The organism is Azospirillum sp. B2RO_4 (genome assembly GCF_051124815.1).
Lineage (GTDB): Bacteria > Pseudomonadota > Alphaproteobacteria > Azospirillales > Azospirillaceae > Azospirillum.
The window spans coordinates 1-17,576 of record NZ_CP118487.1 but is presented as its reverse complement, the minus strand read 5'-3'; the positions used below and the strand labels follow the sequence as shown (position 1 = coordinate 17,576).

Sequence of the window (17,576 nt, the reverse complement as noted above, 5' to 3'; positions counted from 1 at the left end):
TATGCCAGCAAATTGTATTTTCCGATGGGCTGATAGCTTTTGGCTATCAAGAACGGCCCGTCAGCGGATCGCCACCCGCCAGGGCATCATCGCCTCGGCCACGCTGATCGCCATGCGCTGGGCGATGTCGGCGTCGGCGGCGGCGACGGCCAGCGCCCGGGCCAGCGGCGGCGGCGGGTCGCGGTCGGCGTAGGCGAGGCCGACGACATGGCTCAGCTCCGGATCGACCAGCGGCAGGGCGACGATGTCGGGATGCGGCGGGACGAAGGTCAGCAGCTGGCCGGGGACGATGCTGGCGCAGGTGCCGGCGCGGACGATGGTGTAGAGGGTGACGATGGAGTTGGTCTCCGTCGCCGCCTGCACCGTCCGCCCGGTCATGCGAAAGGCGGTATCGGCGATGCGGCGGTTCTGCATGTCCGGGGTCAGCAGGCAGAGCCGCAATTCGGCCGCCTTCTCCCACGGCACGGCGCCCTGGGCGATCAGCTCCTCGCCCAAGTCGTCGCGCCGCGCCAGCAGGTGATAGCGTTCGGTGTAGAGCGGCAGGGTGCGGACGTTGTTCAGCGGTTCGTTGTCGAGATAGGTGATGGCGGCGTCGAGTTCGAATTCGTCGAGGCCGCGCTGGATCTCGCGCGAACTGAGCGAGACGATGCTGGAGCGGATGTGCGGGTATCGGCTGGCGAAGGGCGCCAGCACATGCGGAACCGCCGGCAGGGCGGTCGGGATGGCGCCGAGCCGCAGATGGCCGGTGACGCCCTGGGCCAGGGCAAGCAGCTCGTGCCGCAGGTTGTCGCGCTCGCCGACGATGCGGCGGGCGTATTCCAGCACCTTCATCCCCTCCGGCGTGAAGCCTTCAAACTTCTGGCCGCGCTCGACGATGGGGACCTGAAGCTCCTCCTCCAGCTGGCGGATGGCGTTGGAGAGGGTCGGCTGCGAGACGTGGCAGCTCTCCGCCGCGCGGCCGAAGTGCTTTTCGCGGGATAATGCCAGCAGATAGACGAACTTGCGGAACATCGCCGCCCCCTGGGTCAGGCCGCCGGGTCGAAGGGCGGCACCGGCAGGCCCGGCACCTCCACCGGCATGGCGAACAGGCCGCCGGATTGCGGGAATCGCTCCAGCTCCTCGGCCGGGCGGCCGGCGCTGGCGGTGGTGACGTAGAGGGTGCGCAGGTCGGGACCGCCGAAGGCGACCATGGTCGGGCAGCGCGCCGGCAGCGGGTGTTCCGACAGCAGGCGGCCATCGGGGGAGAAGCGCGCGACCCGCCCGCCCTCATACAGCGCCGTCCAATAGCAGCCCTCCGCATCCACCGCCGCCCCGTCCGGCCGGCCGCGGTCGCCCTCCTTCGGCTCCAGCCGGATGAAGATTTCGCCGTGGGAGATCGCGCCGGTGGCCGGGTCGTAGCGGTAACGGCGGACGGTGAAGGTCGGCGTGTCGGCGTGGTAGAGCGTCCGCCCGTCCGGGCTGAAGGCCAGCCCGTTGGAGGTCAGCAGCCCGCCGGCCAGCACCGCCAGCCCGCGCCGGTCATAGCGGTAGAGATGCGCCTTGCCGCCGGCCTTCGGCTCGTCCAGCGTGCCGGCGAGATAGCGGCCGGCGGGATCGGTCCTGCCGTCGTTGAAGCGGCTGGCGCCCTGGTCCTCCGGATTGGCGGCGAGACAGGCGACCACTCCCCCCTCCCCGTCCAGCTGCCACAGGCCGGAGCGCAGGCCGGCGATGAAGCCGCCGCCCTTGCGCGGGGCGACGCAGCCGATCTCCTCCGGCAATTGGGTGACGCGGTTGGCGCCGGTGGCGGGATCGAAGCGGTTCAGCGCCCGGCCCTTGATGTCGACCCAATAGAGCGCCTGTTCGTCCACCGACCAGACCGGCCCCTCCCCCAGCTTGGCACGGGCGTCGAGCACGCAGGTGAAGGCGGTCATCGCGTGATCCTCAGTGTTCCAACGGACCCGCAGGGTCGGACAGATCGGCCGCCCGATCAAGAGCGCCTGTGCGGGCGCCGGTGACGGGCCGGCGGAGGATGGAACAGCGTGGAACAGGATCCGGCGGATGTTCCATCGGCCGCCGGGGCCGTTACCGGCACGGGGCGACGGGACCGGCGGCGCGGCGGCTGACCGGGCCGGGGGTGAGGTTGGGGTAAGGCTCATGCCGGTTGACGGTCCAGGGGAAGACGCCCGTCGGCCCCTCGCCCTCCGGCCGGGCCAGGATGGCGGCGACGGCGCGCGGGTCGGGCGGCATGCGCTCGCGCAAGGCGCCGGGGAGGTCGTCGTCCAGTTCGGGGACGGTGACGGCGGGGGGATCTTCAGGTTTTGGGGCAGGCTTGGGGGCGGGTTCGGCCGCGTCCTTGGGGGCGGGCCGGGGGTCGGGGTGCGGGGCTTGCCGCTTGGGTGCGGCCATGTCGAGGCCGGCGAAGAGGCCGAGCCGTTCGGCCAGCCAGCGCACCGTCGCCGGATCGCCGGAGGAGACCAGCCGCTCGATCTGCTCGGCGACCAGGATGCGCAGCGAGGACAGGCGCAGTTCGGCCTCGCGGTTCAACGCCTGCCGCTCCCACCACACCCTGTGACGGAAATCCTTGGACCCGTAATAGGCCCGCCACAGGGTGGTGCGGCTGCAGCCCATGGCGCGGGAGACATGGAGGAAGCTGCTGCCGCGCGCCAGCATGCCGGCGGCCATGATCCATTGCTCCTCGTGGAACTGCGACCCTGGAACCAGCGAGCCTCCGGACGGCACCGGCGGATCCTCCGCCCAGCAGGGGAAACGGTCACCGAGAGCGTTGGGGGCGAGGGTGCGGCTGTCGAGGGGCATGGGGCGGCTCCGCGAATGAGTGGGCATTGCGGAGAGGGTATGGGATTTTGGTCCTGTGGTGGGGAGGTTTTGGGAAAAGGGGGCGGACGGGAGGTGGGCGGCTGCGCGGAGGATGTCTTTACCTCCTAAGCTGCCTTCATATTCATACCTTTGGCTCTCCGAATCGGCCACCTTGCGCCATGCGCTCAAATCAAGGCGACTGGGTAGACGATCAGCGGATCAGTGGCAAAGCCACCCAATTCACTGTGCGGCGGCACACTCACGTCCCATCGGGAGGGACGATTGATGTTCTTGATAGAAATTTATGAAATGGGCTCATACACAAGTGGAAGGGTAGCGTTCCAAACCGCGTTAACACTCCATTTGTCAAACGCCACGGGTGAGCCTCGGTCGATGAACAAATTGAAGCTTGCAGGAATGATTCGCTTCCAACTCGGCGAAATGCGAGCGCGCAATGCTCATCACGAATTCGAGCATCTCTCCCGACATCTCGCGCGAGCCAAGGTGTACAGCAATATCCTGCCGGCCACTGGCCCTGTCGGAGCCGGCGGCGATGAAGGCCGCGACTTTGAGACCTACAGGAGCTCGGTTGTGTTTCCGGTGAGCGCAATCCCAGACCAGCTTAGCTCAAGTATGCGGCGCATTGCCTTCGGTTGCACCCTCCAGTCCAAGATAGCAGCCAAGATCAAGTCGGATATTACAACCATTATCGCATCAGGTGGAGTTGAGGAGGTCGTTTACTTTTGCGAGGCTAACGTGCCAATTGCGAGGCGTTACGAACTCGTGAGATGGGCGTTCTCAGAGCATAATGTGGAGCTTCAAATTTTCGATGGCACTGCTATTTCGGAGATGCTTGCCGAGCCCGAAGTATTTTGGATCGCACAGGAATACTTACGCCTTCCAGCAGAGCTTATGCCAGTAGTGCCAGAGGGAAAGGACTGGTATCAGGATCATTACAAACGCTGGCGGGAAAAGGAGCCGAGTGCGCTCAGCATATCGGATTTCCTTGAAGTGAAATTTTGTCTCAGACACGCAACATTTGCGGTTGACGCTCGTCCTCACCTTCTCCACTGGCTAAGCCTCATGGAAGCGTTTCGAACCGAACCAGCGACACGCCAGACCGCAAGAGCGGCAGGTTACGAGATTGCAGTCGCAAACCTACGTGGAAAGAACAATCTAACCCCAGCCAAATTTCTTTTGGATGACTACTTTTCAGATCTTGAGGAATGGCTCGCTTCTTCTGACCTGCGGGATGCAAGTACACTGGTCACCTACGCTTTTGGAGGTTGGACGGTAGGTCACTTTGAGTGTGATCTCGCTGAAATTCTGGATTGGCGCAGTCGGATCGCCCACATTCTAGATCACGAGATTAAAGCGGCTTGGGGACCTGGCCGACGAGCAGCACTGCTTCGAACCCGAGGCTATTTGGCGATGGTACCGGTAGACGCTCAGACAATACCGGCTCTCGAGGCTGGTTTCCATGATTGGAGCCGGATGCTTGATGAGGCCGAACATGCTCCACTGTTTCCGGTCGAGGAATTCACCGACGTTCTGAATAAATTGGCACCAATGCTGGACAAGCATCCGCAATATGGACCTTTAGTTGAGCGGGCTGAGGATCTAATCGCCAAACGGGCTGGGCCGGCAGCAGCAGCGGAGAAGAGCTTTGACCGTGCGATTGCCAGCTATGAAAGAGATGACCTTCTGAGTGCGATACGAGACCTGCACCGCATCCAACAGCGCTGGTTTACTGATGATCGACTCGACGGTTTTCAGCGGGCAACGTTTCTCCTTTCTCGTTCTTATATCGAGATTGGCCTTGCTTATGCCGCCAAATATATTGCACTCGCTGGCTCCTATCTCGCGAAGTACAGCGATAAACCGAACGTCGCGACGCATCTTCCCCGCATGCTCATGCTGGTTGCGGACGCTGATGACGGTGCCGGCAATTCCCTGTCCTTCATGCAAATGCTTCTCATAGCCATCGGAGCACACTGCCTGCATAATCCGGATCCATTCGATCAGGAGCGCTACCCTGAACTCCGCACCCAACTTGGCCAAGTGGCGGCGCTTCGTGGTATTGCTGCACGTCTTGGGACTTCACACAAGGATCTGATTGACAAGTTGCTGAGCGACTGGCCCGAGGCCCTCCGAAATTCAGTAACCGCAGGGTCAGACCACAAGGATGGCTTCTGGCTCAATGGCAGCAGCGATGAAGTTTGGGAGGATATCGAGCAAGCTTTCATCGGCCGCCCGTTCGGAGAACTAGGAGTAGAGCGTCGTATCGAATGGCGCGCCCTTGGGATCAGGTGGATCGCAACATTTCCGAACCGATATGATGAGACCGCAATCGCTGAAGAGTTTGTTGCACAACTTCAGATCGTGCAGGCTGCCTTCGCCGGTGTGGACCTTCTCCTCCTCCCGACTACGGTTCGAATGGCTCTGAGCCTAGATACGGATGAGGGCAGGGTCAGCATCGCCGATGCCGAGTGTGGTAGCGGTTCGGAGGGGATCACAATATCCATCCGACTTGCGGCAGTCGATCTAGAGACGGTCTGCCCTGAGGAGGCAACACCCTCACTGGTTCGAGTAGCTGCAGAGATCATCGGGAAGTGCTCAGCACTTCCCGATGAAGCTCTTCAAGAAGCCATGAAACCAGCACTTATTGAAGTTATAAGCCGTGTTTTTCTCGGGCGGCCTTATCGCGAAATTTACCGCGAGACGATGATACCGGACCTGTTCCGGGAAGCCGATCGCCAGAGCGTCGGGCCGATTGCTGCCGAGCGTTCCTTTGATTTTCGGGAACATTCTCTTCTCGCTGCTCCCATAGGGCCAGGATACGGATATTCGAAGGAAATTTCTCTTCAAAGTGTTCGCAAGCGCTATCAAATAATGGGACAATCCATCCGCTACACGTTAGAGCGCCTACTCGCTGCCCCTCAGAGCCAAATGTTGCTCCGAGATTGGCACAGTGAGGGCCTCCGCGACTGGGAAATCCTTGCGATCATTGCTAATGCGGCTGCCAATTTACGCTTTCCCTTGGTTGAGAAGGAACAACTCACGGCCAAGTACATCAGGCAGAGGCGAAGTGTGTTCGATCAGAGGGAAGCAGCTGAGGATGCGCTCAAGCCCGCGCTCTTCACTGACGAAGTCCTAACGGTCAACCGTTATGCTTTCCATGCGGCGCTGGCCAGCGGTTGGGGCTTGCAAAGCTGCGATGCGATCAAAGACCCGGCTGCACTCGAAAAGTTCCTTATCGAAAGATACGGCCTCAGGTCTGACGATGTGGAGCATGATAAGATCTTCATTTTCTAGAAGACAACATAGGTAATTTCTTTTATTTGCGCTGCCTCTTTATACATTTGATATGGGCGGCGTGCGGGCTGCGCCATGAAGCTCTGCGGCCAAATTGTGTTTACGTTTTCAGGGCAGATGTCACGACACTGCGGGACTGCATACGGTCATACGCGTTGAGTTTCCGCTAATGAGGCATGGCTAAGGACCGCCGTTGGGGCAAATCGAACTCGCCGAAGCTGCCAATTGACAACTTTCGTCCCCACCCCCACCCCTACCCCATCGCCTCCACCGCCCTCCGCGACGCGACGCAGCGGGTGACTTCGGTCAGCAGTTGCACGCGGTCGATCGGCTTCGGCACATGGCAGTCCATGCCGGCCTCGTAGCATTGGGCGATGTCGTCCGGGAAGGTGTTGGCGGTCAGCGCCACGATGGCGACGCGGGACTCCGGGCCGGGCATGGCGCGGATGGCGCGCGTCGCCTCCAGGCCGTCCATCACCGGCATGTTGATGTCCATCAGGATGGCGTCGAACCGCTCGCGGCCAACCGCCTCCACCGCCTGGGCGCCGTCCGCCACCGCCGCGACGCTGTGGCCGGCCTGCCTCAGCAGGGTGACGGCCAGAAGGCGGTTCATCTCCACATCCTCCACCACCAGGATGCGCAGGGACTCCGTCGCCGGGGCGGCCGGGGTCGCGGGGGACGGCGCGGGCGAGGCGGGCTCGGCGGACGGCGGGGGGGACGGGTCGGCGGCGGGGGGCGGGGGCGGCTCCGCTCCCGACACGGACGGCAAGGCCGGCGGATGCTCCGGGGCCGGGGCGGAGGACGGGAGGGCGGCGGGCGGGGGCGGCGGGCGCAGGCGGTCCAGGCGCTCGCGCAGCTCCGCCGGGTCATAGGGCTTGGCGATCAGGTCGTAGCCGCCCAGCGCCACGTCGTCGGCCACCACCGCATGGGCGGCGAAGCCGGAGGCCAGCAGGACGGGCAGGTCGGGGCGCAGGCGCCGCGCCTCGCGCGCCAGTTCCGCCCCGTTCATGCCCGGCGGCATCACGATGTCGCTGAACAGCAGGTCCAGCGGCTCCGGACCGCGCAGCACCAGCAGGGCCTCGCCGGCCCCCGACGCGGCGGTCACCCGGTGGCCCCAGCTGCGCAGCAGGGCGCAGCCGTGTTCGCGGATGTTGTGGTCGTCTTCCACCATCAGGATCGACAGGGTGGAGCGGGGGGCGGGAAGCCGGGCGTCGCCGGGGTGGGGGGCGGTCTCGCCGGCCATGCGGTCGGGCGGGAAGCGGATGGTGACGGTGGTGCCCTGCCCCACCCGGCTGGCCAGCGACAGCGTGCCGCCATGCAGCTCCACCAGACGGCGGGTCAGCGGCAGGCCGAGACCGGCGCCCTCGGTCTGGCGGTTCTCCGGGCTGGCGACGCGGGTGTAGGCCAGCAGGACGCGGCCCAGATCCTGTTCGGGGATGCCGACGCCGTTGTCGCTCACCTCCAGCAGCAGGCCGCCGTCGGGGGCCGGGGCGGCGGTCAGCGACACCGTGCCGCCGGAGGGGGTGTATTTCACCGCGTTCGACAGCAGGTTCAACAGGATCTGGCGGATGCGCCGCTCGTCGCCGCGCATGTGGCGGGCGGAGGGCTCCACACTTGCCGAGAGGGCGATGCCGGCGCGGGCGGCGCGCGGAGTCAGCAGGCGGATGGCGAAGGTGGCGGCGGCGTCGAGGTCGACCGGATCGTCGTCGAGGGTCAGCTGGCCGGATTCGGCGCGGACATGGTCCAGGATCTCGTTGATCAGCTCCAGCAGATGCTGGCCGCTGTCGCGGATGTTGACGGCGAAGTCGCGGTAATGGGCGGTGCCGACCGGCCCCTCCGACTCGCGCGCGATCAGGTCGGCGAAGCCGATGACGGCGTTCATCGGCGTGCGCAGCTCGTGGCTCAGGCTCGCCAGGAACTCGGTCTTGCTGCGGCTGGCCGATTCCGCGGCGTGGCGGGCGTCCTGCAGCTCCGCCTCCATGATCTTGCGGGCGGTGACGTCGCGCTCGACGCTGACGTAATCCTGCGGGGCGCCCCAGTCGTCGGTGACCAGCCGCACCGCCGCCTCGATCCACACCCAGCGGCCGTCGGCATGGCGCAGGCGATAGGTGGTCTTCAGGGTCGGGCGGTCGGGGGTCAGGCGGGCGAGGCCGGCGGCAAGGGCGTCGCGGTCGTCGGGGTGGACGCGCTCGACCAGCGGGCGGCCGATCAGCTCGGCCGGCGGGCTGCCCAGGCTGTCGCGCGTCGCCTCCGAACAGAAACGCCGCACCCCGTCCAGGCCGATGCGGCCGATGATGTCGGTGACGCTGCGGGCCAGCAGGCGATAGCGCGCCTCGCTGGAGCGGATGGCGCGTTCGGCCTCGTGCCGGCGGGTGATGTCGCGGGCGCCGACCGACAGCATGACGATGGCGCCGCTCTCGTCGCGGATCGGCACCTGCGACACCTCCCACCAGCGGGTGACGCCGTTGTGGGTGTGCTGCTCCTCGAAGCGGGTGGGGGCGCCGGCGTCGATGCAGGATTGCAGGTCGGCCATCGCCTTGGCGGCGAGGTCCGGCGGCAGCAGGCGGTCGAGCGGCTGGCCCTCCGCCTGCGCGGCGCGGTCGCCCATCAGGCGCTGGGCGGCGGCGTTGGCGCAGTGCAGGGTGAAGCTGCCGTCGGGGTTGACGCGCAGGATAACGAGGCTGTCGGCGGAGCTGTCGAAGACGGCGCGGAACAGGGCGGCGCTCTCGGTCAGCGCGCCTTCGTCGGCGACGCGGCGGTGCTCCCGCGCCAGCATGGTGCCGAGCAGGCCGATGCCCAGCGTGGTGAAGGCGATCAGCGGCAGCGCCGCCTCCTCCATCACCCGCATGGCGAGGTCGAGGTCGGGCAGCAGCAGGAAGGCCAGCAGGGTCAGCGGCGTGATCGCCAGACCGAACAGCGACAAAAGGCCGAAGCCGTAGGCGCCCTTTCCATCGCGGCCCTGCCCGGCGGCGCGGCGCTCCATCGGCTTTGCCAGCAGCGGTGCCGCCAGGGCGGTCAGCAGAATGCCGAGGACGCCGGTCAGCGCGCCGACGCCGCCCAGCCACAGCCGCACCGCGCCGGCGATGGCGGCCGACAGCAGCGCCGCCGGCAGGCCGCCGAACAGGCCGGCCAGACCGATCATCGCGTTGCGCAGGTCGATCAGCACCCCGCCCGCCACCGGGTAGGCGTCCAGCATCGAGATGGCGGCGGCGGCGCCGAACAGCAGGCCGGAGAGCAGCGCGAAAGGCCGGCGCCGGGCGCCGAAGCGCCGCAGCACATGGCGGTAGGCCAGCAGGACCAGCGCCAGCAGGCCGATGCCGTGCATCAGGGCGATGACGATGCCTGTTCCCATTGTTCCGCCCTCCCCCACTCCCCTACGCGAACTTTTACACAGGCAATCAAACAAGAAGAAGAAACGATTCGAAACAGTCATACCGCCTTTTTTCCTACTACTACCGATGATGGCGGCTTGACCGGCGGCGATACGTGGCTGTCGTGTTTGCCCGGCGGTTCGGCTAGGATGTCCCGGCGAGTTGTTCGTGGTCGTCCTGTTCTCGGTGGCTTCGGCATGTTCTTGAAGATCTTCTCACGGAGCCTGGTCGCCCGAACGACGGCATCGGCGGTGTTGCTGGTGTCGGTGCTGGTCGCCGTGCCGATGGTCGTGCTGATCCAGGCCGATGTGCGGAACACCCGGGCCGAGCTGGCCATCCGGGCGGAGATGGCGACCCGCATCGTGCTGGACGACGTGGCGAACGCGCTGTGGGACCTCGACCCCGAAGAAGCGGCGACGGCGCTGAGCCCGCTGCGCTCGATCGACAGCTTCGCCGAGGCGGTGATCATGGGCACGCACGGCGAGCGCTTCGCCGTCTACCGCAAGCCGGGCGCCACCATTGGGACGGAAGATGCCGCCACCGTGGCGGCGGTGCCGCTGATCCATCAGGACCGCAGCGGCGGCGCCCGCAACATCGGCACCCTGCTGGTCAGGCTGGACACCGGGCCGACCGACGACGCCATCCGCCATCATGTGCTGGTGCTGAGCGGGATCGGCATCGCCGCGCTGCTGCTGGTGGTGCTGGGCGTGATCTGGGCGACGCGCGGCGTGACGCTGCCCATCGCCGGCATGACCCGCGCCATGGACGATCTGGCGGCCGGCAATGTGACGGTGACCGTGCCGGTGCGCCACCGCGACGACGAGATCGGACGGATGGCGCGGGCGCTCGGCACCTTCCGCCAGAACGCCATCGACCTGCGCGCCGCCAAGGAGCGGGCGGAGCAGGCGGTCGCGTCGAAGGCCAAGTTCATGGCCGCCGCCAGCCACGACCTGCGCCAGCCCGCCCAGTCGCTGCTGATGCTGACCGCCATGCTGCGCGCCACCGCCCCCACCCCGAAGGTGGCGGACTCCGCGCGCAAGATCGAACAGGTGGTGATGACGCTGAAGCAGCTGCTGGACGAGTTGCTGGAGGTGTCGCGGCTGGACGCCGGCGGCGTCACCGCCAACAAGGCGGTGCATGAGGTCGCCGACCTGTTCGAGGCGCTGGATTCGCAGTACGGCCCGGTCGCCCGCAACAAGGGGCTGGCCTTCGCCGTGCCGCAGCACCGCGCGGCGGTACTGACCGACCGGGTGCTGCTGTTGCGGCTGTTGGGCAACCTGATCGACAACGCGATCCGCTACACGAATTCCGGGCAGGTGCAGGTCGCCTGCCTGGAATCGGGCGGCTGCCTGATCGTCGAGGTGCGGGACACCGGCATCGGCATTCCCGCCGACCGGCTCGACGCCATCTGGGAGGAGTTCCACCAGATCGGCAACCCGGAGCGCAACCGGGACAACGGCATCGGACTCGGCCTGTCGATCGTCCAGCGGCTGGCCACGGTGCTGGACCACCCGGTCAAGGTGCGCTCCACGCCGGGGAAGGGGTCGGTCTTCTCGGTCACCGTGCCGCTGGCGCCGGTGGAGTCCGCCCTGTCCCCTGCCCCTGCCCCTGCACCCTTCCCAGCCCCCGCTCCTGCCGAGCGTGCGGCGGTCGCGACGCTGGCCGATGCGCCGGCGAAGGACGGCGAGATCGCGATCCTGGTGATCGACGACGACCAGTTCGTGCTGTCGGCCATTTCGATGTTCCTCACCACGGCGGGACATCGCGTCGTCGGCGCCTCCACGGTCGCGCAAGGCCTGCGCGCGGTGGAGGACGGCACCGTCCGTCCCGATGCGGTGATCGCCGATTACCACCTGTCGGCCAGCGAGAACGGCCTGGACTTCATCGAGACGGTGTGGCGGCGGCTGGGGCTGCGCATCCCGGCGGTGCTGATCTCCGGCCGGCTGGACGGCGCGGTGACGGCGCGCGCGGCGGCGATGGGCGTCACCGTGGCCGCCAAGCCGATCATGCCGGACCGGCTGTCGGTTCTGGTGGAGCAGATGACGGCCGGACGGCCGGCGGCGGCACTTCCGCTCGACACCGCCTCTCCGCATAAGACCTGACCAATTGCGGACATCGTCCGGGCAGCGGATATTTAGTACCAAAATTATCTCACATATCCGGCTGTGCTGTGTCACAACAATCGGGCTGTGCCCGAGGACGGTCCCGCAACCCTGTCCGAGGGCGATAAGAAGCAACCTCGGAGGATTCCATGCGCGGCGCCACCACGACCGACACCACCCGTGCCCGTGACATCATCGCCGGCTTCGACTTCGGCTATGTGGTCGAACGCGCCGTCGCCGCAGGCATGACCCGCAGCACGTCCGGGATCGCCCTGGCCCAGCTGAAGGCCTTCCTGCTGGCCTGCGCCGAGCATCCCGACCGCGACATCGTCCCGCAGTCCGCCGCCTGCGACGATCTGTGGCACGAGTTCATCGTCGCCGACACCCGCGCCTATTTCCGCTTCTGCGAGGCGGTCTATGGCGAATATCTGCATCACAACGGAGTCACCGTTCCGGCCGAGCGCATGGCCGCCGCCCGTACCGACAGCGCCCGCCTGTTCGACGGCGCGGATTGCCTGCGGGAAGCGAAGGCTGCGGATTGTCTGCGTGAGGCGAAGACGGCGGATTGTCTGCGCGAGGCCGCGAAGGCCGATTGTCTCCGTGAGGCCAAGCCGGCGGACTGCCTGCGCGAGGCTGCAAAGGCGGACTGCCTGCGCGAAACGAAGACCGCCGACTGCCTGCGCGAGGCCGCAAAAGCGGACTGCCTGCGCGAAGCAAAGACCGCCGACTGCCTGCGCGAGGCTGCAAAGGCGGACTGCCTGCGCGAAGCGAAGACCGCCGACTGCCTGCGCGAGGCTGCGAAGGCGGACTGTCTCCGTGAGGCCAAGCCGGCCGACTGTCTCCGCGAAGCGCGGTCGCAGGGCGCCGTCTGACCCGTCACCGGCTTCAGCGAAAAGCCCCTGTCCGTTGCCGGACAGGGGCTTTTTTCATGCTGTCACCCTGCCCTGCCCCGGGCCCTGCCCCGGGCCCTGCCCCGGGCCCTGCCCCGGGCCCTGCCCCCCTCGCCGCCTCAGCCGAAGTTCAGGCCGCCGAACGGGGTGATGAAATTCTCGCTCAACACATTGCCGCGTAGCGCGACATAGTCCGGCACCACCAGCGGAATCACCGGCAGGTCGTTCATCACCAGACGTTCGGCGTCCTTGTAGACCTCGGCACGGCGGCCGGGATCGGGGATGGCCATCGCCTGCTCGATCAGAGCATCGAACTGCGCATTCGACCAGCCGACCGGGTTGAAGCGGCTGCGGCTGCTGAACAGCTCGTCCAGGAAGTTCATCGGATCGGGGTAGGTGGCGGTCCAGCCGAACAGGAAGGAATCATAGTCGCGCCGACGGGATCGCGAGATGAACTCAGGGCGCGGAGAAACCACAAGCTTCGCCGGGATGCCGGCATTGTTCCATTGCGAGACGTAATAGACGAACTCTCGCCGGTATTCCGGAATAACCCCGACCTGGAAGGGCTCGATGCCGCGGCCTTCCGGATAGCCCGCCTCTTCCAGCAGTTGCTTCGCCAGCGTCGGGTCGTAGGCCAGTGGCTGGAGCTTTTCGTTCGACAGCAGCGCCGGCGGCACGATGCCGTTGTGGACGGTCGCCACGCCGCGGAAAAACCGTTCCGCCATCGCCGCGCGGTCGATCAGCAGCGACATCGCGCGGCGCACCCGCAGATCGGCGAAGGCCTTCACCCGGCGGGGATCGAGCGCGACCACCCGCATCTGCATGCGCGGCACATTGGACAGCCAGCGTTTGAAGCCGGGATCGTCCATCACCCCGCGCAGGGCGTCGGTGTCGACGAAGGTGAAATCGATCTGGCTGTCGTTGAACAGGGTGATGCCGTCATTGCCGATGCCGGTGGCGAGGAAGGACACCCGCTCGAACGGCACCGCACCGCCGCGCCAGCCCGGATTGGCCTCCACATCCATGCGGATGCCGTCGTTCGACTGCAGCAGCCGATAGGGGCCGGTTCCGGCCGACATGGTGCGGAACCAGTCGGGGCCGGCCTTTTCCACCGCCTCCACATCGACGATGTTCAGCCGGGCGAAGGGGAAGACGGCGCAGGGTTCGTCGCAGACCACCTCCAGCGTCCGGTCGTCGACCACGGTGATGCCCGACAGTTCGGTCGTTGTCTTCGCCCGCAGTTCGCGAAAGCCCCGCACCTTGGACAGGGCGAGCACCGCGAAGTTGGCGCCGTCGCCGGCGAGCGCCGCCTCGAAGCTGCGCTTGACGTCGGCGGCGGTCAGCGGCCGGCCGGTGTGGAAGGTGACGTTGTCACGAATGGTCAGCCGCCAGCGGCGGGCATCCTCCGACCCCTCCCAGGCGGTGGCGAGGCCTGGAAGGATGCGGCCCTCCGGATCGACCGTGGTCAGGCTTTCATACATGGAGCCGAGGACCTGACGCGCGACCAGATCATTGACGGTCAGCGGGTTGATCGCGCCGGGCAGCGACTTCAGCCCGATCCGCAGGGCAGGGGCGGCGGCCGTCGCCGGACGCGGCAGCGCGCCGGCCAGACCGGCCGCGCCGAGCAATCCAATGAATTGTCGTCTCTGCACGACCGGCATGGCTGATCCGTAACGTCGATGGTCTCGTCACTGATCCTTACCACGGGGCAGGGCAGGCGGTCACGCTGGGTGAGCGCCAGAGGCTTTCGCGATCGAAAGCAACCTTCGGATGCGGAGCATCACAAAGACAACCGCAGCGGGCTTTCGCGATCGAAAGTCTTGGCAGATGCGGCTCGATGATCGACCGAGAGTCCGCAAGTTTTCGAGACGTCCCTTGGCCGTCATTCCCGCGGAGGCGGGAATCCAGTCATTTCAGCCGCCCGATTGCGGAGTTTCCTGGATCCCCGCCTTCGCGGGGATGACGGTCGATGAGGGACTTGCTTGGCGTCGAAAGCAATCAAACTTCAGCAGAACCGACGAACTCTCAAGCGTTCAGCAGGGCGTCGATGCGGTCGCGCAGGGACTGCAGCCGTTCGCGGTGTTCGCGTTGCAGGGCCTGGGCGACGGTGTCGATGGCGGCGAGGTCCTTGTCCATCCGGTTGATCGCCTTGCCCAGCACCCGCAGCGGCTCCGCCGTGCTGGACGCAGCCGGACGGGCCGCCCGCACCGCACCGACCGTCAAGCCGCCGGTGCGCGCCGTCTGCCACAGCCGGCGCAGCTCCGCCTCGTCCTCGACGAAGGCCAGTTCGACCAGGGCGGAGCGCGACACCGCGTCGGGGTTGGCGCGGTAGTCGGCCAGGATGTCGTCGGGCAGGCGCAGCACCTTCAGGCGCTTCGACACCTCGGCTTCCGAACAGCCGACGGCCGCCGCCACCTCCGTCTGGGTGTAGCCGTGCGCCTCGATCAGCTGCGACAAGCCGCGGGCGAGGTCGATGGCGTCGAGATCCACGCGCTGGACATTCTCGATCAGCGCGATCTCTTCGGGCCGGCCCTTGGTGATGATGGCGGCGATGGTGCCGCGGCCGAGCAGCCGGTGGGCGCGCAGCCGCCGTTCGCCGGCGACCAGCCGATAGCGGCCCTTTTCCGCGCCTTCCTGGACCAGCACGGGTTGCTGCAACCCGTGGCGGGCGATGGAGTCGGCCAGCGAGCGCAGGGAGTCGTCGTCGAACACCGTGCGCGGCTGGCCGGGGTTGGTCTCCACGGCGTCCAGATCGACCTCGACCAGCCGGGGCAGCACGCCGCTCAGCCCGAACATGCGGTCGGTCTCGGCGGCGAAGCCGGCCTCCTTGGCCTGGAGCACGGTGGCGGCGGTCTGCCGGGTCAGCTTCTTAGGCGGCATCGACGGTCTCCTGCAGGCGGCCCATGGCGGTCAGCAGAGCGGAGGCGATGGCGGCGTAGCTCTCCACGCCCGGGGCGCCGATGTCGGCATCCAGCGTGATGACGTTGGCGCCGGCCGCCTGGGCGTAGATGGTGGCGCGCGGCACCGGCGGGAACACGCGGCGGCTGTCGCCCCACAGGCGCTGGATGTCGTCGAGCGACGAGCGGTCCTGGGTCTGGCGCGGGTTGACCATGGTCGGCAGGATGCCCAGCACCTCCAGCCGCGGATTCAGCCGGCGCTGGATCTTGGCGACGGTGTCGAGGAAGGCGCTGACGCCGAGGATGGCGTGGGGTTCGGCCTGACAGGGCACCAGCACGTAATCGGCGGCAGTGAGCGCGTTGATGGTCACGGCACCGAGATTGGGGGCGCAGTCGATGACGATCACGTCATAACGCTCGCGCACGCCGTCCAGCATTTCGGCCAGCGCGGTCTGGGCGTTGGTCAGGTTGCCCGGCAGCTCGGTGTCGGCACTGGCCAGCGCGATGCTGGAGGGAACGACGTCCAACCCCTCGACACTGGTGGGGAGGATCACCGCGTCGAGCGGGGTCTTGCCCATCAGCGCGTGGTAGAGGACCTTGCCCGCCTCGGTCAGCGCCACAACGTCGGTCTGCGGCACGCCGACATGGACGGTGGCGTTGCCCTGCGGATCGGCATCGACCAGCAGAACGCGGTTGCCGGCGCGCGCCAGGATGAAGGCGAGATTGATGGAGGTCGCGGTCTTGGCGGTGCCGCCCTTCTGCAGGCCGACGGCGACGGTCGTGCCGCGGCGGGGCAGGGCGCTTTCGGGCCGTTCCAGATCCAGCAGCAGAAGCCGGCCCAGCAGGTCGCGGGGCAGGGCTTCCTTGCCGGTTTCCCATTTGCTGAGCCGCTGCTTGTCGTATTTGCGGCCGGTCAACTCGTTGACATAAGCCGCCATCTGCGTCTGGGTCAGGCCGCGCCGTTCCCGCAACGCCTTCAACTGTTCCCCTGTCACGCCCCGTCCTCCTGCCCCGGCACCGGTTGGCAGCGACCCTAGCAAGTTGTCGCGACTCCGGCAACGGGTGTCTACCAAATGGGTGGGGCGGCCATGCTTGGCAGATCGGAGCGCATCCATGGAAGCCAGTCATTCCCGCGAAGGCGGGAATCCAGCCGACTCAGCGGCTGATTTGCGGAAGCCTGGATCCCCGCCTTCGCGGGGATGACGGAGGTTCATGCAATGGCACCAAGGCTTCCATGCGGCAACCCGAACCTACAGGAGGTCAGACCGTTTCGTCGTATTCCACCTTGGGAACGTCGATCCAGTTTTCCGGTTGGCCCTGGTCCTTCTTCCAGAACAGGACCGGCAACTCGGCGTTCAGCACGCGCCCCTGAACGGCGCCGCGCGCCTTCATGGTTTCCTTGTATTCCGCCGTCTCGACGATGCGGACACCATAGCCGGGGATGCGGTCGGCGGCCAGCACGGGGCCGAGCGCGTTCTTGAACTTGCGCAGGTCGTTGTCGGAGCCGACGCGCTTGCGCAGCGGCTCCAGCGCCATCCAGAAGGCATGGCCGCGGGCGAGGTGGGCGCGGGCGATCTCGTAGAGGCGCTTTTCCACCGGCTTCAGCGCGAAATACTGGTCGTCGTAGCTCAGCAGATTGTGGCCCAGCGCCGCGCGGGTGACCCAGCCCGACAGCGTCAGCTTCAGCCCGCGCACCGCCCGTTCGCCGTCCTTCTTGCGCTGGTAAAGCAGCTTGTAGTCGGAAATCCACGAGAAGGCGCCGCTCTCGCCCTCCCCGCCGGTTTCCAGGTTGGTCTTGATCTGGGTGCCCTGCAGCCGCTCCAGCGCCCCTTCGATCTTGTCGTAGGCGCTGCCGCCGGCGGTCTTGCCGACGATGCGCTGGAGATCGCTGGTGGTGAAGTGAAGTTCGCCCAGCTTGGACGGGCCCTTGCCCGATTCCATCTTCTCGCGCAGCAGCGAGATGGCGTAGAGCAGCACCGCCTTGTCCCAGATCGTCGCAACGCCGACATTCTTCGGCGCCCGCACCTCGATCCGCACCTTGCCGTCATCATAGGTCGGCAGCGATTCCGCCTTGTCCTTCGACAGGCCAAACAGGCTGTAGACCATCATGTGACGGTCGTTCTGGACATCGCCGGTCAGCGGGGAATCGAGCCGCAGAGCCAATTGCAGCGGCCGGTCGAGCAGCTCGGCGTTGGTGGTCTGGGTCAT

Annotated in this window: 11 protein-coding genes; 3 read left to right on the top strand and 8 right to left on the bottom strand. The window is 66.6% G+C overall.

The window, feature by feature from the left end:
* Nucleotides 1–60 precede the first annotated feature (60 nt).
* The 3 genes from PWS46_RS17840 to PWS46_RS17830 all read right to left on the bottom strand — a co-directional run bounded on the left by PWS46_RS17840 (nucleotide 61) and on the right by PWS46_RS17830 (nucleotide 2,793).
* Entirely contained in the window at nucleotides 61–1,011 is a 951-nt protein-coding gene (locus tag PWS46_RS17840; RefSeq protein ID WP_434622650.1) for a LysR family transcriptional regulator, read from the bottom strand.
* 14 nt (nucleotides 1,012–1,025) lie between these two features.
* Nucleotides 1,026–1,910 carry an SMP-30/gluconolactonase/LRE family protein gene (locus tag PWS46_RS17835; protein WP_434622647.1) on the bottom strand — a complete coding sequence of 295 codons (885 nt, stop codon included), beginning with the start codon at nucleotides 1,908–1,910 and terminating at the stop codon, nucleotides 1,026–1,028.
* Nucleotides 1,911–2,061: 151 nt separating this feature from the next.
* Nucleotides 2,062–2,793 (bottom strand): hypothetical protein, encoded by a 732-nt coding sequence (locus PWS46_RS17830; RefSeq protein WP_434622645.1) that lies wholly within the window; start codon nucleotides 2,791–2,793, stop codon nucleotides 2,062–2,064.
* A gap of 285 nt (nucleotides 2,794–3,078) precedes the next feature.
* On the opposite strand from PWS46_RS17830, the gene PWS46_RS17825 reads away from it, so the two are divergent.
* On the top strand, nucleotides 3,079–6,108 hold the full coding sequence (locus PWS46_RS17825; RefSeq protein WP_434622643.1) for a hypothetical protein: 3,030 nt from the start codon (nucleotides 3,079–3,081) through the stop codon (nucleotides 6,106–6,108).
* A gap of 253 nt (nucleotides 6,109–6,361) precedes the next feature.
* Here PWS46_RS17825 and PWS46_RS17820 read toward each other — a convergent pair whose 3' ends face one another.
* A complete protein-coding gene (locus tag PWS46_RS17820) occupies nucleotides 6,362–9,460 on the bottom strand; it encodes a response regulator (RefSeq protein WP_434622641.1) in 3,099 nt (1,032 codons plus the stop codon).
* 216 nt (nucleotides 9,461–9,676) lie between these two features.
* Between PWS46_RS17820 and PWS46_RS17815 the strand changes: the two genes are divergently transcribed.
* On the top strand, nucleotides 9,677–11,581 hold the full coding sequence (locus PWS46_RS17815; RefSeq protein WP_434622639.1) for an ATP-binding response regulator: 1,905 nt from the start codon (nucleotides 9,677–9,679) through the stop codon (nucleotides 11,579–11,581).
* A gap of 149 nt (nucleotides 11,582–11,730) precedes the next feature.
* Nucleotides 11,731–12,453, top strand: a complete 723-nt coding sequence (locus PWS46_RS17810) for a hypothetical protein (RefSeq protein WP_434622637.1) — start codon at nucleotides 11,731–11,733, stop codon at nucleotides 12,451–12,453.
* A 137-nt stretch (nucleotides 12,454–12,590) separates the two neighbouring features.
* On the opposite strand, the gene PWS46_RS17805 is transcribed toward PWS46_RS17810, so the two are convergent.
* The 4 genes from PWS46_RS17805 to PWS46_RS17790 form a co-directional block, all read right to left on the bottom strand.
* The gene (locus tag PWS46_RS17805; protein WP_434622635.1) at nucleotides 12,591–14,132 is read right to left on the bottom strand and encodes an ABC transporter substrate-binding protein; all 1,542 of its coding nucleotides are present in this window, start codon (nucleotides 14,130–14,132) and stop codon (nucleotides 12,591–12,593) included.
* A 364-nt stretch (nucleotides 14,133–14,496) separates the two neighbouring features.
* Entirely contained in the window at nucleotides 14,497–15,351 is an 855-nt protein-coding gene (locus tag PWS46_RS17800) for a ParB/RepB/Spo0J family partition protein (protein ID WP_434622633.1), read from the bottom strand.
* A complete protein-coding gene (locus tag PWS46_RS17795) occupies nucleotides 15,341–16,363 on the bottom strand; it encodes an AAA family ATPase (RefSeq protein WP_085084166.1) in 1,023 nt (340 codons plus the stop codon). Before PWS46_RS17795 ends, PWS46_RS17800 begins: the two co-directional genes overlap by 11 nt.
* Before the next feature lie 265 nt (nucleotides 16,364–16,628).
* Nucleotides 16,629–17,576: a replication initiator protein A gene (locus PWS46_RS17790; RefSeq protein WP_109153386.1), complete on the bottom strand. Its 948-nt coding sequence runs from the start codon at nucleotides 17,574–17,576 to the stop codon at nucleotides 16,629–16,631.